Annotated in this window: 18 protein-coding genes; 9 read left to right on the top strand and 9 right to left on the bottom strand. The window is 53.9% G+C overall.

What is annotated here, in order from left to right; translation table 11 throughout:
* Positions 1-2 precede the first annotated feature (2 nt).
* Positions 3-1,262 (bottom strand): ABC transporter substrate-binding protein, encoded by a 1,260-nt coding sequence (locus EDF78_RS23310; protein WP_133823993.1) that lies wholly within the window; start codon positions 1,260-1,262, stop codon positions 3-5.
* A 239-nt stretch (positions 1,263-1,501) separates the two neighbouring features.
* On the opposite strand from EDF78_RS23310, the gene EDF78_RS23305 reads away from it, so the two are divergent.
* The 3 genes from EDF78_RS23305 to ugpC are packed head-to-tail and all read left to right on the top strand — an operon-like array spanning position 1,502 to position 5,085.
* The gene (locus EDF78_RS23305; RefSeq protein ID WP_233432923.1) at positions 1,502-2,560 is read left to right on the top strand and encodes a LacI family DNA-binding transcriptional regulator; all 1,059 of its coding nucleotides are present in this window, start codon (positions 1,502-1,504) and stop codon (positions 2,558-2,560) included.
* A 56-nt stretch (positions 2,561-2,616) separates the two neighbouring features.
* A complete protein-coding gene (locus EDF78_RS23300; protein ID WP_133823992.1) occupies positions 2,617-3,981 on the top strand; it encodes a phosphomannomutase CpsG in 1,365 nt (454 codons plus the stop codon).
* Positions 3,982-4,008: 27 nt separating this feature from the next.
* Entirely contained in the window at positions 4,009-5,085 is a 1,077-nt protein-coding gene (ugpC, locus tag EDF78_RS23295) for a sn-glycerol-3-phosphate ABC transporter ATP-binding protein UgpC (RefSeq protein WP_133823991.1), read from the top strand.
* Between the two features lie 49 nt (positions 5,086-5,134).
* Here ugpC and glpT read toward each other — a convergent pair whose 3' ends face one another.
* The 3 genes from glpT to EDF78_RS23280 form a co-directional block, all read right to left on the bottom strand.
* Positions 5,135-6,487: a glycerol-3-phosphate transporter gene (glpT, locus tag EDF78_RS23290; RefSeq protein ID WP_095924222.1), complete on the bottom strand. Its 1,353-nt coding sequence runs from the start codon at positions 6,485-6,487 to the stop codon at positions 5,135-5,137.
* 239 nt (positions 6,488-6,726) lie between these two features.
* On the bottom strand, positions 6,727-7,293 hold the full coding sequence (locus tag EDF78_RS23285) for a DcrB family lipoprotein (protein WP_095924223.1): 567 nt from the start codon (positions 7,291-7,293) through the stop codon (positions 6,727-6,729).
* Between the two features lie 125 nt (positions 7,294-7,418).
* Positions 7,419-8,090 (bottom strand): 7-cyano-7-deazaguanine/7-aminomethyl-7-deazaguanine transporter, encoded by a 672-nt coding sequence (locus EDF78_RS23280; protein WP_095924224.1) that lies wholly within the window; start codon positions 8,088-8,090, stop codon positions 7,419-7,421.
* A 350-nt stretch (positions 8,091-8,440) separates the two neighbouring features.
* Between EDF78_RS23280 and tusA the strand changes: the two genes are divergently transcribed.
* On the top strand, positions 8,441-8,701 hold the full coding sequence (gene tusA / locus EDF78_RS23275; RefSeq protein ID WP_013577478.1) for a sulfurtransferase TusA: 261 nt from the start codon (positions 8,441-8,443) through the stop codon (positions 8,699-8,701).
* An 18-nt stretch (positions 8,702-8,719) separates the two neighbouring features.
* On the opposite strand, the gene EDF78_RS23270 is transcribed toward tusA, so the two are convergent.
* The 4 genes from EDF78_RS23270 to rsmD form a co-directional block, all read right to left on the bottom strand.
* A complete protein-coding gene (locus EDF78_RS23270) occupies positions 8,720-11,074 on the bottom strand; it encodes a zinc/cadmium/mercury/lead-transporting ATPase (protein WP_133823990.1) in 2,355 nt (784 codons plus the stop codon).
* Positions 11,075-11,186: 112 nt separating this feature from the next.
* Positions 11,187-11,813, bottom strand: a complete 627-nt coding sequence (locus tag EDF78_RS23265; RefSeq protein ID WP_013577476.1) for a lysoplasmalogenase — start codon at positions 11,811-11,813, stop codon at positions 11,187-11,189.
* Between the two features lie 211 nt (positions 11,814-12,024).
* Entirely contained in the window at positions 12,025-12,303 is a 279-nt protein-coding gene (locus tag EDF78_RS23260; protein ID WP_095924226.1) for a DUF1145 family protein, read from the bottom strand.
* A 1-nt stretch (position 12,304) separates the two neighbouring features.
* The gene (rsmD, locus tag EDF78_RS23255) at positions 12,305-12,916 is read right to left on the bottom strand and encodes a 16S rRNA (guanine(966)-N(2))-methyltransferase (protein ID WP_095924227.1); all 612 of its coding nucleotides are present in this window, start codon (positions 12,914-12,916) and stop codon (positions 12,305-12,307) included.
* A 226-nt stretch (positions 12,917-13,142) separates the two neighbouring features.
* Between rsmD and ftsY the strand changes: the two genes are divergently transcribed.
* The 4 genes from ftsY (at position 13,143) to rpoH (ending at position 17,466) form a co-directional block, all read left to right on the top strand.
* Positions 13,143-14,642 (top strand): signal recognition particle-docking protein FtsY, encoded by a 1,500-nt coding sequence (gene ftsY / locus EDF78_RS23250; protein WP_133823989.1) that lies wholly within the window; start codon positions 13,143-13,145, stop codon positions 14,640-14,642.
* Between the two features lie 5 nt (positions 14,643-14,647).
* A complete protein-coding gene (gene ftsE, locus EDF78_RS23245) occupies positions 14,648-15,310 on the top strand; it encodes a cell division ATP-binding protein FtsE (RefSeq protein ID WP_095924229.1) in 663 nt (220 codons plus the stop codon).
* Positions 15,310-16,290 carry a permease-like cell division protein FtsX gene (gene ftsX, locus EDF78_RS23240; protein WP_095924230.1) on the top strand — a complete coding sequence of 327 codons (981 nt, stop codon included), beginning with the start codon at positions 15,310-15,312 and terminating at the stop codon, positions 16,288-16,290. The genes ftsE and ftsX overlap by 1 nt, the downstream gene beginning before the upstream one ends.
* Before the next feature lie 318 nt (positions 16,291-16,608).
* Positions 16,609-17,466 carry an RNA polymerase sigma factor RpoH gene (gene rpoH / locus EDF78_RS23235; RefSeq protein ID WP_095924231.1) on the top strand — a complete coding sequence of 286 codons (858 nt, stop codon included), beginning with the start codon at positions 16,609-16,611 and terminating at the stop codon, positions 17,464-17,466.
* A gap of 68 nt (positions 17,467-17,534) precedes the next feature.
* Here the strand turns inward: rpoH and panM are convergent, their stop codons facing one another.
* Positions 17,535-17,915: an aspartate 1-decarboxylase autocleavage activator PanM gene (gene panM, locus EDF78_RS23230; protein ID WP_133823988.1), complete on the bottom strand. Its 381-nt coding sequence runs from the start codon at positions 17,913-17,915 to the stop codon at positions 17,535-17,537.
* A 405-nt stretch (positions 17,916-18,320) separates the two neighbouring features.
* Here panM and EDF78_RS23225 point away from each other — a divergent pair, with 405 nt between their 5' ends.
* On the top strand, positions 18,321-19,433 hold the full coding sequence (locus tag EDF78_RS23225) for a branched-chain amino acid ABC transporter substrate-binding protein (protein WP_095924233.1): 1,113 nt from the start codon (positions 18,321-18,323) through the stop codon (positions 19,431-19,433).
* Positions 19,434-19,578: the final 145 nt, after the last annotated feature.

The raw sequence follows: 19,578 nt of genomic DNA, 5'->3' as shown, positions 1-19,578 counted from the left end.
GTTTACTGCTCCAGCACGCGGTCAATCTCTTGCGATGACGCATGCAGGGCGTCCGGCACCGGTTTGTTATCAAACACCAGTTTTTCAATCATTTGCGTCATTGCCCGCTGGACTTCCACCGTTTTGGTGACGGCGGCAGGGGGTACGGCTTTCGGCAGATAAGATGCGATGTCATTCACCAGCGGATGCTGTTGCAGGTAACCGCTGAATACCGGGTTACTTTGCAGATCTTCCCTGGCCGGAGGCATCCCCGTCAGTTCCAGCCAGCGCAAGTCGTTCTTCGGATTGCTGTATACCCATTGAATGAATTTCCAGGCATCGTCCTGCACTTTCGAGGTACTGAACATCACGATCCCTTTGCTGTCTGCCATCGTCGCTCCGGGTTCTCCTGACTGCGTCGGCATCGGGCCGATACGGATGGTTTTTAACACCTCAGGGAATTGCTTCTGATAACGCTCGATATCCCAAGGACCGCGTACCGCACCCAGCACGGTACCTGCCGCCAGCGGATCATCCGCAGCGGTAAAGTCGTAGCTGGTCCATTTGTTGGCGAACATTTTCCCCATAAAATTCAGGGCTTCCACACCCGCTTCGTTATCGAACGTGGATTTATTATCCGTAAGATACGGGCTGCCCCCGGAGGCGGCGTAATACAGCGGAATAAAATCAAACCAGCGATCCCACCAGTTTTTACCGCTGGTGAGTTGCAGGCCATAGCCTTGCTTACTTGACGCCATACGCCCGGAAAGGGTGTAAATCTCGTCGTAGGAGGTCGGCACATGATCAAATCCCTGAGCGGCCAGCAAATCACCGCGCCACCAGTAGACGATCGGGGTGATATAAATCGGGATGACGGTTTGCTGGCCCCCGAACTGCCAGCTGGAAACGGCTTTGCCCATATGGCGGGTTTCTACCAGCTCCTGAAAACCGGGCATTTTAGAATAATCATTAAGCTGTTTGAGTTCGGATAACTGTTTAGCGAAACCAATAAAAATATTGGTGGAGATGTCGGGTTCGGTCCCTGAGGCCAGCGCATTCATAATGGCTTCTTCAGAACTTCCCGCTGCCGGAATTGCGGTGAATTCCACTTTTCTGTTTTCCGGATGGCTGTTCCATTCTTTGACGATTTCACCCCAGTATCTTTCCTGGGTAATATTAGGCGCCACCCACATCTTTATCGCCGTCTGATCTTTCTCGTCCGGTCCGCAACCTGAAATTAATAGCGTAAGCCCCGCAATAGCAGCCAGTTTGAGTGTTTTCATCCGAATTCCTATTTCCGTTAGGTTTGGATTTATAATCCGTAATTATATTTATGGATTATTCATATTTTTATTATATGAGTTAATTTCTATTTAAACGCTAGCATGGACATTTGGTGAATAAATGTTATTGCCGTCACACAAATGATTTTGTTTAACGTTAAACTTTATTTTTATATTCATTGCAAAACACAATTTCTTATGACTAACTGTGGGCGGTCTAATACTGTGCTTGTGTTTTGATTGTATTATTTAAACATCAGGGAGTATTCACACTGAGTAAGATAACACTGAAGTCGATTGCCAGAGAATTAGGCGTGACGCACACGACGGTATCTAATGCCTTTAATAATCCGGGAAAGTTGTCAGAATCATTAAAAAAACGAATTATCGATTACGCTCACTCGGTGAATTTTTATGGTCCGGATAATGTGGGGCGGGCATTACGCACCGGTAAATCGAATGCGATAGGTATTATCTTTAACGACACCCTCAGTTATGCGTTTACCGACAGGCATGACGTACAACTGATGCAGGGCATTGCTGCGGAATGTGACAAAGAAGGCGTCAGCCTCATCCTGATCCCGTTACATAACCAACAAGGCCCGCGCGTGAGCGCCATCAATACGGCCGTTGATGGCTACATACTCAATGCGACGCACAATAACGACCAGATCATCGCCAAAGCGCTGGCTAAAAAGGTGCCGGTCGTGACGACGGATTTCCGTATTCCGCCGCACAGCAGCGTGTCGATTGATAACCGCAAGGCGATGCATGAAATCTGCCAGCACTTGCTGGAAAAAGGCCACCGCGAATTCGGGATTATTTCATTTCCGTCGTTGCAGGGCAGTAAGGGAATAAAGCCGCTGACCGATCCTGTTGCCGGGGATAATGACGTCATGCTCACGCGGGTAAATGCCTGCGTGGAGACTTTTCTTGCCGCAAATATTGCACTGAATTCCTGTTTTCTTTGTGAGACACGTCACCATGAAGAATGTGGTGAAATGGCCGCCAGAGAATTACTGGCACGCAATCCGGCCATCACCGCGTTGATTTGTCTGTCCGACCGATTTGCACAGGGTGCGGCGAATTATTGCCGCAAAGCGGGATTATCTGTCCCACAGGATATCGCTATTACCGGTTTCGATAATATACCGCGCACCGGTAATGAAATTGCCCTGACGACCATTTCACAGGATCCGGTTAAAAAAGGCGAAATGGCCGCCAGTCTGTTATTAAGCGGAAAGTCGAATATTGATTACGATCTCGGATTTACGCTGATTATACGTGGCTCGACCTGATATTTCCGGTATTGCCATGAAGTCTGAATTACTGATGTCAATTTTCAGGATGAAATATGGCCTTATTAACCTGTTTTAAAGCTTATGATATTCGTGGTGTGCTGGGTTCTGAACTCAATGAAGATATTGCCTGCCGTATTGGCGCCGCATTTGCCCAATTTTACCGTCCGCAGCGGGTGGTGCTGGGGAGTGATATCCGCCGGACGTCTGCTGCACTCAAGCAGGCCGTCGCACGGGGATTAATGGATCAGGGAACGGACGTCATCGATATCGGTATGACCGGCAGTGAAGAGGTCTATTTCGCGACCCGTGATTTGCAGGCCGATGGCGGGATCCAGATCACCGCCAGTCATAACCCGGATAATTACAACGGCATGAAAATCGTCGGCAGAGAGGCGAGGCCGGTAAGCCGCGACAGCGGATTAAAGGATATTCAGCAACTGGCTGAAAACCCGGTCTTTGCGGTGGCGGCGCAACGCGGCCATTATCAGCAAGTGTCGAACCGCCGGGCGTACCTTGCGCATCTGCTCAGCTATTTTACGCTGCAAAACGGACGACCTCTGCGCGTGGTGGTCAATGCGGGAAATGGTGCGGCGGGGCCGACACTGGATGCGCTGGAAGAGGCATTTCAGCAACGCCGCATTCCGCTGACATTGATAAAAATTCACCATGAGCCGGACGGCACGTTCCCCCACGGTATTCCCAACCCGATGTTGCCGGAGAACCGCATGACGACACGCGATGCGGTACGGGCGCATCAGGCGGATCTGGGTATTGCCTGGGACGGCGATTTTGACCGCTGCTTCATCTTTGACGAGCAGGGCGACTACGTGGAAGCCTATTACATTGTCGGATTACTGGCGAAATGGTTTTTGCAGCGCGAGCCGGGTGAGAAAATCCTTCATGATCCGCGACTGGTCTGGAATACCCGCGATGTTATCCATGCTCATCACGGCGTTGCCATCGAAACCAAAACCGGTCATGCCTTCATCAAAGAAAGAATGCGTAGCGAAAATGCCCTGTACGGCGGCGAGATGAGCGCGCATCACTACTTCCGTGATTTCGGCTACTGCGACAGCGGAATGATCCCGGCCCTGCTGGTGTTACAGCAACTCAGCGGCGGTTCTCAGAAAATGTCAGAACTGATCGCTCAGCGAAAAACCCTTTTCCCGGTATCGGGAGAGCTGAACATTGCGGCTGTGCTGCCAGAAACGGTGATCGCAAGGGTTCGTCAACATTACGAAAATCAGGCGCTGAACATCAGTGAAACGGACGGACTCAGTATGGAGTTTGCGTGCTGGCGTTTTAATTTACGCCCTTCCAACACCGAACCCTTGCTGCGTCTTAACGTGGAAACGCGGCAGTCTCCTTCATTGCTGGCTGAAAGTACCCGGGCGCTTCTCGCGCTTATCCATGCGTAATCCCTTCACTCCATACAGGACAACGTTATGTCAGGCTTATCGCTGAAAAATATCCAGAAATATTATGATAAAGCGCCGGTTATCCCTGATTTATCCCTCGATATTCATGCCGGGGAGTTTCTGGTTCTTGTCGGGCCGTCGGGGTGCGGGAAATCCACATTATTACGTCTGATTGCCGGGCTGGATGAACTGACGTCCGGCAGCATCAGCATTGGCGAAAAAGATGTCACGGATTTGCCCGCCGGTCAGCGCGGGCTGTCGATGGTTTTCCAGTCTTACGCGCTGTATCCCCACATGACTGTGCGTCAGAATCTTTCCTTTGGCCTGAAGAATATCCGCACGCCACCGGATGAAATTGAACGACGCATTCAGCAGGCGGCGCAGATCCTGCGCCTTGATGAGATGCTTGACCGGCTGCCACAAAACCTGTCCGGCGGGCAGCGTCAGCGGGTCGCCATTGGCCGTTCGATAGTCCAGCAGCCGGAGGTGTTTTTATTCGATGAGCCTTTGTCGAATCTTGATGCCGCGTTGCGGGTGCAGATGCGGCAGGAAATCAGTCAGCTGCATACCCGCCTGAAAAACACCATGATTTACGTGACGCACGATCAGGTCGAAGCCATGACGCTGGCCGACCGGATTGTGGTGCTGAACAAAGGGCACATCGAGCAGATTGGTACGCCGGTGGAACTCTACAACAGTCCGGCCAGTCTGTTTGTCGCCGGTTTTATTGGCACGCCGAAAATCAATGTGATCCCGGCGCAGGTGATTGACCGCCATCTGGTGATTGACGGAAAAGCACGGTTTCCGCTGGGGGATAAATTTCCGGCGGCGCGGGAGGGCCAGTCCGTTTCGCTGGCGATCCGACCTGAGTTGTTGCGCCTGAACGAAGCCACGGATCATCATTTTGACGTGACGGTGGATTTCACTGAATTGCAGGGCGACTCAACGCTGGTGTATGCGCGATTCGGTGAGCATGGCGTAAAAATCAAATCTTCCAGACAGCTTTCTTTTGCCCAATCCGAGACGCTAACAGCCGGGTTTAATACGTCCGGTATGTTGCTGTTCGATGAGGAACAGCGGCGGATCCCCGCAGTGTCGCGTTAAAAAATGAAAAGGCACCTTTCGGTGCCTTTTCGACGAACATCAACGTTAATTAAGCGTTTTTCGCCAGCTGCGCTTTATGTTTGTTCTCACTCAGCATGGTCAGTAACAGCAGCAGAACGGCCAGCACACAACCGGCGATCATCACGATAAATCCGCCGTCCCAGCCAAAGTAATCCACCGTATACCCGACGATGGCGCTCGCAGCCACCGACCCGCCCAGATAACCAAACAGCCCGGTAAAGCCTGCGGCGGTACCCGCCGCTTTTTTCGGTGCCAGTTCCAGCGCATGTAAACCAATCAGCATCACCGGCCCGTAAATCAGGAAGCCGATGGTGATCATACAGGCCATATCTATGCCCGGATTGCCGACCGGATTGAGCCAGTACACCACCGTCGCGATGGTCACCAGCACCATAAAGAACACGCCAGTTGCGCCGCGATTGCCTTTGAAGACTTTGTCCGACATCCAGCCGCACAGCAGCGTGCCGGGAATGCCTGCGTATTCATAAAGGAAATACGCCCACGAGGATTTATCCAGCGCAAAATGCTTCACTTCTTTCAGGTAAGTCGGTGACCAGTCGAGAATCCCGTAGCGCAGCAGATAAACAAAGACGTTAGCCAGCGCGATATACCACAGCAATTTGTTCGGCAAAATGTACTGCATGAAAATCTGTTTTGCTGTCAGTTCCTGCTCGGCAGACTCTTTGACATAGTCCGGCGGGTAATCGTTTTTGTATTCTTCAATCGGCGGCAGACCGCAGGACTGCGGCGTATCGCGCATTGTCATGAAGGCAAACACCGCCAGCAAAATCGCGCCGAAAGCGGGCATATACAGCGCCGCATGCCAGTCGTTAAACCATGCCATGCCGAGCAGGAACAGCAGCGGAGGAATACCGCCGCCGACGTTATGCGCGCAGTTCCACACTGACACCACGCCGCCGCGTTCTTTCTGCGACCACCAGTGCACCATGGTACGTCCGCACGGCGGCCAGCCCATTCCCTGGAACCATCCGCACAGGAACAGCAGCACAAACATGATGGCGATGCTGGAGGTCGCCCATGGAACGAAGCCCATAAACAGCATCACCGCGGCCGCCAGAATCAAACCGGCGGGCAGAAAGACGCGCGGATTCGAACGGTCAGACACCGAACCCATGATGAACTTTGAGATGCCGTAAGCAATGGAAATCCCGGAGAGCGCAAAACCCAGATCGCCTCGCGAGAAACCCTGATCAATCAGGTATGGCATAGCCAGTGCGAAGTTTTTACGCACCAGATAATAGGCCGCATAACCGAAGAAAATCCCCATGAAGATTTGCCAGCGGAGACGGCGGTAAAGCGGATCGACGTGAGCCTCATCAACAGGAGCTTTGTGAGGCGCGGGTTTAAAGATACTGAGCATAAATGCCTCCGATGGCATAAATCAGGTCGGACTCATCATGAGCCACGGACGAAATGGTGGATCCAGTGTGTTCTAAAACGAACATCACTTTAGCCATTCGCGCACAAACGAACTGTGATTTATGACGGAAATGTTACATTTTTATTACAAAGGGAGGCGATTTTGTGAGCGAGGGTGTCAATAAGAAACAAAAAAAAGCGGAGCCAAAGCTCCGCCTGCTATTTACGTACGCACTGAATTTATTGAATTTTCAGCGTACTGATAATGGTTTCAGCGTCAGTTTGCGCCTGTTGCTGATTATCGGCTGGCAGGGTGATTTGCAAAGTCAGTAAGTGGCTGTCGACTTTACCCAGCACGATAGAAGAATAGGCTTTCTGACCGGCAGAGGTGATCACCGTATCCAGCTGTTGCAGATCCTGACCATTCACCTGAATGGATTTATTGGTCACTACTTGGAGATTGGTATCACGGGCTTTTTGCTGATCCTGTAAACGACCCGCCAGAACCTCGAGCGATTCCGTGGTGTTATCACCCAGGATCACAATCACGGCTTTCTGACCGGTGCTGTCAGCGTAAACGTGCATATTGTTGGCCTGCGTGCCCAGCTTACCGCTCTGGTCGCTCATTCCCTGCGGCAGGGAGAAGGTGACTTTGCCTTCCAGCAGGCTGACCGGCGTGGTGGCTGCCGTTGCTGCGGCCGCTGGCGCGCCTTTATCCGCTGCAGGTGCGTCGGTGGTTTTACCGTCACACGCAGCCAGACCGGCGATCAGTACTGCCATTCCCATCATTTTCGCGATATTACGCATCGGGCTTCCTTAAGTGGCCTGTTCACCAGGCTTACATGTTGACTTAACAGTCTTTATGGCAACCTATTCAGACCACAAATGCAAGTCAGATTATGGCGCGATTTGTGTCTTTCCGGCGGTCCGCTTTAGTGCGCGCTGACAGCAGAATGCGGGTTATTGCCGTGAGCGGACAAACGTTTGAGCAGCATATTCAGCAGCATGCCGTACATCGGCAGGAAGAACACCAGACAGATCAGGACCTTGAAGGTGTAATCCACCATCGCGATTTCCACCCAGTGCTGCGCCATAAAGGCATCGGTACTTTTGTAGAAGGCGATAAAGAAGAAGGACAGGGTATCGCTGATATTGCCGAGGAACATCGAGGCGACCGGTGCGATCCACCAGCGGCGGTTCTGGCGCAGGCGGTTAAACACATGAACGTCGAGGATTTGCCCCAGCACATACGCCATAAAGCTGGCGGTGGCGATGCGGGCAACCATGATATTCAGGCTGTTGAGCGCGTCTACGCCCTGCCACTGCGCTTCAAAGAACAGCGCCGAGATGATGTAGGAAATGGCCAGAGCCGGCACCATCACAGACAGAATAATCCGTCGCGCCAGCGGTGCGCCAAAGATACGCACGGTCAGGTCGGTAGCCAGAAAGATAAACGGGAAAGTGAACGCGCCCCAGGTGGTATGGAAACCAAAAATGGAAACGGGCAACTGAACCAGATAGTTACTGGAGGTGATGATGGCGATGTGGAATAGCGAAAGCCATATCAGCGCGGAAAACCGCTGCTGAGCAGTAAAGGAGTACATAGATGTGGCCTTTTTTTGTGAAAAATTGGGGTGAGGGAACCCAAATACCCTGCGTCCTTGAAGCCGCAGCGGCGTTAGCGGTGTTCGCAAACCCGAATCACTGACTTCAGTCAGCTCATCGGGATTTACTCGCTTGCTGCCTTGCTGCAACTCCAATTACTGGGGTCTTAGCAATGGCAGATAATCAATGCGGCGCGCATAGTACCTGTTTGCGCACCGTTTGCGCAACAGATCCCATGGTTAATTTTAGCGCAATGAGCCGTGTTTGTTGCGCCAGAAAACCAGCGGGTTAAACTATCCGCCTTTGCCAAACAACCGCCCATTCACGTATGTAGATGTTGAGACACGAAATGACCGACCCCTTTATCAATCCTGACCATCAGCTTGATGCGTTGGGTCTGCGTTGCCCCGAGCCAGTGATGATGGTTCGTAAAGCGGTACGCACCATGCAAGACGGCGAAACGTTGCTGATCATCGCTGATGATCCGGCCACCACCCGCGATATCCCCGGTTTCTGCCGTTTTATGGAACATACGCTGCTGGCGTCGGATACCGAAAGCGTGCCGTACCGCTATTTGCTGTGCAAAGGGTTGGCAGAAAAACAGGGCTGATGGCTCAGCCCTGACGGGTTATTTCGACTTATTGCGCAACAGCCTCAGCGCATTGGCGGTCACCAGTGCTGTTGCACCGGAATCCGCCAGCACCGCCAGCCACAATCCGGTCAGCCCCATCAGCGTGGTGACCAGAAAAATCGCTTTCAGCCCCAGCGCAATCGTGATGTTCTGACGGATATTCGCCCGCGTGGCGCGTGACAGGCTGATCATCTGCGCCAGCCCGCTCAGACGGTTGTGGGTCAGCGCCGCATCTGCGGTTTCCAGCGCGACATCCGTCCCGCTTCCCATCGCAATACCGATCGTCGCGGCTTTCATCGCCGGGGCATCATTAATGCCGTCCCCGACCATTGCCACCGGTTTCTGCGCATTGAGCGCGGTGACCGCCGAGACTTTATCCGCAGGCAGCAAGCCCGCGCGGAAATCAATGCCCAGCCGGTCAGCGATGGTTTTTGCCGCACGCGGATTGTCGCCGGTCAGCATGACCGCCGATACGCCGAGCGCCTTGAGTTTCTGCAATGCCTCATGGGCGTCATCGCGCAGGCGATCCTGCATGGCAATCAGCCCGATTGCGCTGTCTTCCTGCCATACCACCACCACGGTTTTCCCGCTGGATTCCCACGCCGTAATTTGCGCAAGGGTTTCTGCCGTCAGGCTGTTTCCTGCCACACTTTTCGGTGCCAGCACCTGAATTTTACGGCCTGACACCACGCCTTCCACGCCGGAACCGGCCAGCGCGCGCCGATCTTGTGCGGTGAGCGGTAACGGATTGCCGGTTTTTGCGCGGGCTAAAATCGCCTGCGCCAGCGGGTGATGCGAACCTTCTTCCACCGCCGAGGCCAGACATAACACTTCGCCTTCACTGGCACCGTTCAGCGGTAACACGTCGGTGACTTCCGGTTTGCCTTCGGTCAGCGTGCCGGTTTTGTCCAGCGCGACGGTTTCAATCAGCGCCAGTTGTTCCAGTGCCGCGCCGCCTTTGATTAACGCGCCCTGACGCGTGGCGGCCGCCAGCCCGGAGGTGATCGCCGCAGGTGTGGAGATCACCAGCGCACACGGACAACCGATCAGCAGCAACGTGAGGCCGCGATAAATCCAGGTTTCCCACGACAGTCCCATCGCCAGCGGCGGAACGATGATTACCAGCAGCGACATCAGCATAATGACCGGCGTGTAATAACGGCTGAAAGTATCGAGGAAACGCTCAATGGGCGCACGACGCTCATCGGCTTCTTCGATAAGTTGCAGGATGCGGTCAATGGCGCTGTTGCCCGGTGCGGAAGCCACTTCAAGGCGTGCCAGCCGGTCAACGCACAGGCTGCCCGCCGGGACTTTTTCGCCGGGCAGATGATCCACCGGCACCGATTCACCGGTCAGTGCGCTTTCATCGAAACTGGCCGCGCTTTGTAAAATGGCGTCGGCAGGCAGACGTGCGCCTGCCGCAATTTCAATGATGTCGCCGGGGCGTAAACTGCTGACCGGCACGGTTTCCGCCTGGCCATTTACCACGCGAACGGCGGTATCCGGGATCAGCGCCATCAGCGATTTCACCCCGCTGCGCGCCCGGCTGGAGGCAAAAGCTTCCAGGCGTTCGCCGACCATAAATAGCAGCAGCACCATGGCGGCTTCGGCAGTGGCACCGATAAACAGGGCACCGAGCGCGGCGATGCTCATCAGCGTTTCGATGGCGAACGGCGAACCGGCGCGGGTCTGGCGGATCGCCTGACGCAGTACCGGCCACAGCCCGACCAGCGTGGTGGCGATAAACGCGATCTGACCGGCCTGCGGACTGACGTGATCAAGAACCCAGCTCAGCAGCATCATCGCCGAGAGGGCGATCAGCGGCAGCGCCTCTTTCAGGCGTGACGCTTCCGGTTGCGGGATATTTTGTTTTTTATCGAGGGATTGCAGGGTGAAACCTGCGGCGATCACGGCATGCTGCACGGGTTGGGAGATATCCAGACCGGCATCAATCACCAGTTTTTCCGTGGCAAACAGCACTCTGGCGCGGCTGATGCCGTCAATGCCAGACACGGCTTTTTCGATTTTACGCGCACAGGCCGGGCAATCCATCCCTTCCACTTTCCAGCTGTATTGCTGGCTGCCGGAAAGCGGTGCGCCGGGGGCGTCTTCGCCCGGCGAGCCTTCTGCGCTGCCATCGTCAGAGGTTTGTGAGTGCTCACCTGTTTCTGGCGCGCAGCAACTGTCTGTGCTGGTGCAGGCGGAAACCGCCAGTGTGGCCTTTTCGCTACAGCAGCCCGCCGGATGTGTGCTGGGCCGGGCCATCGCGCCAATTTTGTTGATACGTAATGCGGGCGCATGTTTGCCCTGACATCCGCAGCGACAGCCGTTGTTTTTTTGCATTGGGATCATAAAGCCTCCGGTTCAACACCGAGTGGAATTACCCCCAGTGTAAACGTTGGAGTTAGCTCTAAGGTCAACCCTTATTTTATCAGCGGAACCAGAACGGTTCCGCTGAGGGAGGTTACAGGTACAAAGACCGGACGATCAGGAAGTGCCCGCCAAAATAACAGGCGGCGACCAGCGCGTCGGCAGCGCGGAAGGTGAAGCGGTAGCGGCTGAGCAGCCAGAAAATATTGCCCAGCAGTAACAGCGCCGCGCCGCAGAACAGCGAAAACGCCATGTCGGTGCTGCGGGCAAAATATTGCTCACCCGCCAGCCAGACCATCAGCAGGGTCATGGCGATGTAAGTGGTCACTGGCCATCTCAGCTCGGCAAGTCGTGTCCAGATCACCGCAAGCAGTATCGCGCCGATGATCAGCAAGGTCAGCGGCAGCGGCCAGAAAAACGTAATGGTCATCTGGCTGGCGAAACTCAGCGTATACAGCAGATGCGAGAGGAAGAACGCGCCAATGGCGTACATAAAGCGCTCTTCAGGCAGCAGCAACAGGCTGTCCGCCACCAGCGTCGCCGCCAGACCCAGCAGGATCAGATAACTGTAAACATTCAGTGTCGGTGCCTGCCAGGCCAGCAGAAGCAGCAGCAATAACGTGACGGGCTTGAATACCCAGCGTTGCCAGCGCGGGCCGCGATAGCTGGCATCAACGAACAACCAGCCGGAGAAAAATACAGCGAGGAATGGCCAACTCATTGTTTATCCTTTTATATTTCAGAACAGAACATAAAACCGATGCAAGGGTCTGCCTTCAGGAAAACACATCCTGTTTTCCTGTACTTGTTTTCAGTGTAGGAGAGAGGGCATACCGGCGACAATCAGAAATCCCCGTAACGGCCGGTCTGATTCACGTTGGTTTAGAATAGCGGGACAGTTTACGGCGCAGGACGCGCCGTAAAAGCGGGAGTTACTTTTTGGTCGGCAACGGCGGCTGTTTTTTCTGCCAGGCCATCAGTTCGAACACGCCGAACAGGAAAATGCGGGTTTGCAGCCACGGGCCGATGGTGTCCTTTTCCTTGCCCTGCGTGGCTTTCAGCAGCATGACCTGCAGGCCGTGCATAAAGAACATGAACACAATCGCCACGTCTAAAAAGTATTTGATCGGTTTCGGGAACGGGTGGATCAGGTTAAACGCCAGAAACGCCCAAATACATAACATCAACAACCGACCAATATTGATCAACATCTTACTGCTCCTGTTCTGGTGAGCCGGTTTCAGGCGTCACATCGCGATGGTAGAGGCGATAAGCAACTTGTCCGGCGACTTTTTCACGGTGTAAACGCCAGCTGGCGGGCACATCCAGAGTGTCGTGTTCGGCTTCTGTTTCGACATAAATCCAGGCTTCGTCAGCCAGCCACTGGTTTTGCTCCAGCAGGTTCAGCGTGTCTTGCAGAATGCCTTTGCGGAAAGGCGGATCGAGGAAAACCACATCAAAGGCACTTCCGGCTTTTGCCAGCCAGTTCAGGGCATTGACGTTAAATACTTTCGCATCACCGGCGTTTAGCAGCGCCAGGTTTTTCTCTAACTGTTGCGCAACCGGGCGTTCAAACTCCAGCAGTGTCGCGCTGGCCGCATAACGGGACAAGGCTTCCAGACCGAGTGCGCCGCTGCCTGCAAAACAGTCCAGGCAATGCGCGCCTTGTAAAACCGGTGCCAGCCAGTTGAACAGCGTTTCGCGCACGCGATCGGTGGTCGGGCGCAGCCCCGGGCTGTGTGGAACCGGAAGTTTGCGTCCGCGCCATTGTCCGCCAATAATTCGGATCTGGCCTGCGGCGGGAGTGTTGGGTTTCTTTGCCATAGTTCGCTTGTGTCATTCAAAGCCGTCGGGCTTCGTTGCATATCGTTTGGAGGGCTATTCTACCGGTGTGCGGGCAATGGGCAAATGTTTAACATTGTCGATTGAAAAGCCAGCGGAATTCAACACGCGGGCGTGTTGCCTGAAGGGGAAAGTGATAGACTGCCTGACCATAACCCTATTAATAATCCGTTCGCCAGTCATTAACGGCGAGGAGTGAAGTTGTAAAATGGCAAAAGACAAAAAACGCGGTTTCTTCTCCTGGTTCGGTCGTGGCCGTCAGGAAGAAGATCAGCAGAAGGAAGAAACACGCGAAGAACAGCCGGTTGTCGAAGAGCAACTGACGGAAGCACCGGGTGTCCCGCTCGTTCGCGAGCCTGTTGCAGAACCTGAAGTTGACGCAGAGCCAAAAGCTGAACCTGCACCGGATGTCGAACCTGAACCCGAAATCCAGCCTGAGCCACTCGTCGAGCCGGAACCGGAGATTGAACCGGAACCGCTGACAGAGCCTGAGCCGGAAGAAAAACCTGAGCCGGTGCGTGAGCAGGCGGCGGCTGAACTGGCAGAAGAAATCGTTCACATCACCGAACAGGTGGCTGCCCGGCCTGATGCTGTTGAAGAAGACAGGGTTGAAGCACAGATCGCGGAAGACGAGTTTGTTGAATCGGCAGAAGAAATTGCCGAAGACCAGCGTCAGGATGCCATTGATTCGGTTGACGATGTGGTCGCCGAAGAAGAACCGCTGCCGGTGGCGCTGGATCCGATCGTTGTGCTGCCCGCCGGTGAAACCGAGCAGGAACGCCCGACCAAAGAAGGCTTCTTTGCCCGTCTGAAACGCAGCCTGGTCAAAACCAAACAGAATCTCGGCTCCGGCTTTGTGGGGCTGTTCCGTGGTAAGAAAATCGACGACGATCTGTTCGAAGAGCTGGAAGAACAGCTGCTGATCGCCGACGTGGGTGTCGAAACCACGCGTAAAATCATCACTTCACTCACCGAGCATGCGTCGCGTAAGCAACTGAAAGACGCAGATGCGCTGTACGGCAAGCTGAAGGAAGAAATGTCCGAAATACTGGCGAAAGTTGACGAGCCACTGGATGTCAGCGGAAAAACCCCGTATGTCATTCTGATGGTTGGCGTGAACGGCGTCGGTAAAACCACCACCATCGGTAAGATGGCGCGCCAGTTTGAAGCACAGGGTAAATCGGTGATGCTGGCGGCGGGTGATACCTTCCGTGCCGCAGCCGTAGAACAGTTGCAGGTCTGGGGTCAGCGCAACAAGATCCCGGTGATTGCACAGCATACCGGTGCGGACTCCGCGTCCGTTATCTTCGATGCCATTCAGGCGGCGAAAGCCCGTAATATCGACGTACTCATTGCCGATACCGCCGGGCGTTTGCAAAACAAAGCGCACCTGATGGAAGAGCTGAAGAAAATCGTCCGCGTGATGAAGAAGCTCGACGAAGATGCACCGCATGAAGTGATGCTGACGCTCGACGCCAGCACCGGCCAGAATGCAGTCAGTCAGGCGAAATTGTTCAACGAAGCCGTCGGGCTGACCGGGATAACGCTGACGAAACTGGATGGCACCGCGAAAGGCGGCGTGATCTTTGCCATCGCCGATCAGTTCAGCATTCCGATCCGCTACATTGGTGTCGGTGAAGGTATCGAAGATTTAAGGCCGTTTAAGGCAGACGATTTTATTGAGGCACTTTTTGCCCGAGAGGATTAATACGGATGATTCGCTTTGAACAGGTCAGTAAAGCTTATCTGGGCGGACGACAGGCGCTTCAGGGCGTCAACTTTCACATCCAGCAAGCGGAAATGGCATTTCTGACCGGACACTCAGGCGCAGGGAAAAGTACCCTGCTCAAGCTGATTTGCGGCATTGAACGCCCGAGCGCCGGTCACATTTTGTTTGGCGGTCATGACATCAGCCGTCTGAAATCCAGCGAAGTGCCGTTCCTGCGTCGCCAGATCGGCATGATCTTTCAGGATCACCATCTGCTGATGGATCGTACCGTCTATGACAACGTGGCAATGCCACTGATCATTTCCGGGGCCAGCAGCGAAGATATCCGCCGTCGCGTGTCGGCTGCGCTGGATAAAGTGGGATTACTGGATAAAGCGAAGAATCTGCCAATCCAGCTTTCCGGCGGGGAACAGCAACGTGTGGGCATCGCCCGTGCGGTGGTGAACAAACCGGCGGTGCTGCTGGCGGATGAACCGACCGGTAACCTCGACGGCGAATTGTCGGAAGGCATTTTGCGTTTATTCGAAGAATTTAACCGTGTCGGCGTCACCGTTCTGATGGCGACGCATGACGTGGGTCTGATTGCCCGTCGTAATTACCGCACGCTGACGCTGAGTCAGGGGCGTATGTCGGGAGGGATGTACTAATGGCGAACAGTCCGAACCCGGCGAAAACCGCCAAAAGTGCCCGCGCCGCGAAAAGCAAAGCGTTGCAGGGTGGCTGGCGCGAACAGTGGCGCTATGCGTGGATGAACGCGCTGGCTGACATGCTGCGTCAGCCGCTGGCGACGCTGCTTACGGTGATGGTCATTGCCATCTCCCTGACGTTGCCAAGTGTCTGTTATCTGGTGTGGAAAAACGTCAGTACCGCGGCTGAACAGTGGTATCCGACGCCGCAACTGACCGTGTATCTCGACAAAGCACTGGATGATGACGCCGCAGAAAATGTGGTGAAAACCCTGAAAACCGAAGCGGGCGTGGATAAAGTCAATTATCTCTCCCGTGAAGAAGCAATGGGTGAATTCCGCAACTGGTCAGGCTTTGGCGGCGCGATGGACATGCTGGAGCAAAATCCGCTGCCTGCCGTCGCCATTATCACGCCGAAAATGAATTTCCAGGACTCCGCCACACTCAACACCTTGCGCGACCGCGTGGCGGCGGTGCATGGCGTGGATGAAGTGCGTATGGATGACAGCTGGTTTGCCCGTCTTGCGGCGCTGACCGGTCTGGTGGGGCAGATTGCGGCGATGATTGGCATCCTGATGGTGATCGCCGTCTTCCTGGTGATTGGTAACAGTGTGCGACTGAGTATCTTCAGCCGTCGCGATACCATCAACGTGATGAAGCTGATTGGCGCGACCGACGGATTCATTTTGCGGCCGTTCCTCAACGGGGGGGCGATGCTCGGTTTCACCGGCGCGTTGCTGTCGCTGATCCTCTCGGAAGTCCTGGTGCTGCGCCTTGAGAGCGTGGTGACCCAGGTCGCACAAGTGTTCGGCACGACGTTTGACCTGCACGGTCTGGGCTGGGATGAAAGCCTGTTGCTGCTGATCGTGTCCGCAATGATTGGCTGGATTGCCGCCTGGCTGGCGACGGTTCAACATTTACGGCGATTTACACCACAGTAGTGAGAATTTGCTATAATGTTCCCCTGCTGCTCAGTCTTTGTGTTCAGGGGAACAGCCGATTCTTGCTATATCGTCCCATCATTTTCCTGCTTCCCCTGCAATGGCACAAATTCACTATCCAATAGTCAGTCTGTCACATACAGTCATCAGACTGTTGAATCTGTCCGTGAACTTTATGTAAAATTCGTGGTCGTAGAGCAGCGAATATGAAGGGCTCGGCGTTGCTTTGTTGTCGCCCCTGAAGGCCAGCAACGTAGCGGTATCATCCCGCAGCAACGTGGTATAAAACCTGCATTACGTCATACATGAGAGGCTTGAATGACCAAAGAAATGCGCACTTTAGCATTAGTACCCCAAGGTAGCCTGGAAGCCTATGTTCGGGCCGCCAATGCCTATCCTATGCTCACCGCAGAGGAAGAACGGGCGCTGGCTGAACGGCTGCATTACGACGGTGACCTGGAAGCAGCGAAAGAGCTGATCCTGTCTCACCTGCGCTTTGTTGCTCACATTGCCCGCAACTATTCAGGTTACGGTTTGCCACAGGCAGACCTTATCCAGGAAGGGAATATCGGCCTGATGAAAGCGGTTCGCCGTTTTAATCCGGAAGTCGGTGTGCGTCTGGTGTCCTTTGCCGTGCATTGGATCAAAGCAGAAATTCACGAATATGTGCTGCGTAACTGGCGCATCGTGAAAGTCGCCACCACCAAAGCGCAGCGTAAGCTGTTCTTCAACCTGCGCAAAAACAAACAGCGTCTGGGCTGGTTCAGCCATGACGAAGTGGAGCATGTTGCCCGCGAACTGGGTGTCACCAGCAAAGATGTGCTGGAAATGGAATCACGCATGGCCGCACAGGACATGACGTTTGATCCGACCCCGGATGATGAACCACGCGACGGCGCAGCGATGGCACCGATGCTGTATCTGCAAGACAAAAGTTCTGACTTTGCAGAAACCATCGAAGAAGATAACTGGGATCAGGACGCGACCGACAAACTTTCCAGTGCAATGGAAGGTCTGGACGAACGCAGCCAGGATATCATCCGTGCCCGCTGGTTAGACGACGATAACAAATCGACCCTGCAGGAACTCGCCGACAAGTACGGTGTTTCCGCAGAACGTGTTCGTCAGCTGGAAAAGAACGCGATGAAGAAACTGCGTATGGCGATCGAAGCCTGATAAACGCAGATTCACCCTGTTAAAAAGCGACCTTTATGGTCGCTTTTTTTATGCCTGAAATTCAGCCTTCAGGATTTTTTCCAGACATTCCCTTCACGCACAAAACCACAGGCCTGCATAAAGGCATCCAGCACGGGTTCCGGCTCTGCGTGCATCGTCCAGCTTTTCACCTGCGGCAGTTGCGCCTGCAACTCTTCCATCAGATACAGCCCGACACCGCGACGGCGCGTCACTTCCCGTACCCGCAGATCGCTGAGTTGCCCCTGATCGCCGTCGAGGGTGATTTTCACTGCACCAAGAATGCGTTCATTAAATACCGCCGCAAACAGCGCACGGTTGTTTTGCAAAGAGGCCTGCCAGTCATGTTCGGTTTGCTCCGGCCAGATTTTTGCCAGATCGATCAGGTCCTGGGCGCTGAGTGAAGTGCGTTTTTGGATGGTTAATTTCATGAGGCGGACGGGTCAGAAAATGGGAACGCCAGTGTAGCGGATCGTTCTGAAAAACGGGCGTAACTTTTTTTGTACAGTAACAGGTCGAAAACTTTTTTAGAGATCTCTGCATAAGCGATAAATGTTGGCTTTAATCAATAATGCCAGTGTTAACGACTGATTGTTTAAATCCGAACCGCTTTTTCACCCAAATAAAATTCTGTTTACACCTCATATTTCTGATTGTGCCATTTGATTTGCAGAAGAAAATTCCTGTTTAATGATATGAATTATAAAGTCTTATTCGAAAACAAGACGAAATAAGCCGGTAACTCGTTATTACTTATACTAAATTTCCTAAGTGATGATGTTTTGAACAGGCAACAAAAGAGCAAACCACAACACACACATGAACGGGGTAATCGGATGAAAGTAACAAAGGGTAAGATCTGGCTGGCAGGTTGTATTGCATTAGCAATGAGTCAGGCGGCATTCGCCAAAGATATTAAAGTCGCCATTGTGGGTGCTATGTCAGGTCCGGTTGCCCAGTACGGTGACATGGAATTTACAGGTGCAAAACAAGCTATCGCTGACATCAACGCCAAAGGCGGCGTGAAGGGTGACAAACTGGTTGGCGTGGAATATGACGATGCCTGTGACCCGAAACAAGCCGTGGCGGTCGCCAACAAAGTGATCAACGACGGTATCCGTTACGTGATCGGCCACTTGTGCTCTTCTTCCACTCAGCCTGCTTCTGATATCTATGAAGACGAAGGCGTGCTGATGATCACCCCGGCGGCGACCAACGCTGACCTGACCACCCGTGGTTATAAAATGGTGATGCGTACCACCGGTCTGGATTCCGATCAGGGTCCGACTGCCGCGAAATACATCCTCGACACCATCAAACCAAAACGTATCGCTGTTGTGCATGACAAACAGCAATACGGCGAAGGCCTGGCCCGTTCCGTACAGGACGCGCTGAAAAAAGGCGGCGGCAACGTGGTGCTGTTTGAAGGCGTGACCGCAGGCGACAAAGACTTCTCCACACTGGTGGCGCGTCTGAAGAAAGAAAACGTCGATTTCGTCTATTTCGGCGGTTACTACCCGGAAATGGGGCAGATCCTGCGTCAGTCAAAACAAGCGGGTCTGGCAGCGAAATTCATGGGTCCGGAAGGCGTAGGCAACTCCTCACTGTCTAACATCGCCGGCGATGCTTCCGAAGGCATGCTGGTAACCCTGCCAAAACGTTACGATCAGGTTCCGGCTAACCAGCCAATCGTCGATGCCCTGAAAGCCAAGAAACTGGATCCAACCGGTCCGTTCGTCTGGACGACTTACGCTGCATTGCAGGCGCTGACCACCGGTATGGAACGCAGCGGCAGCATGGAACCGGCAGATATCGCCAAAAACCTGAAATCAGCGTCAGTGGATACCGTCATGGGCCCGCTGAGCTGGGATGAGAAAGGTGACCTGAAAGGATTCGAATTCGGTATTTTCGAGTGGCATAAAGACGGCACGTCTACCCCGATCAAATAAAACCGCACCAAAGTGGTTCTCCGCTCCCTCCCCTGCGAAGGGGAGGGCTGGGGTGGGGTATTAATGGCAACGGCGTTGTTTGCAAAACCCCCTCCCAACCTCCCCCTTCGCAGGGGGAGGAGTAGCACAAGTTATCAAACCCTTG

Source organism: Rahnella sp. BIGb0236 (assembly GCF_004364755.1).
GTDB classification, from domain to species: Bacteria; Pseudomonadota; Gammaproteobacteria; order Enterobacterales; family Enterobacteriaceae; genus Rahnella; species Rahnella victoriana.
The sequence above is the reverse complement of the archived record's forward strand: the minus strand, read 5'-3'. Positions and strand labels throughout refer to the sequence as shown.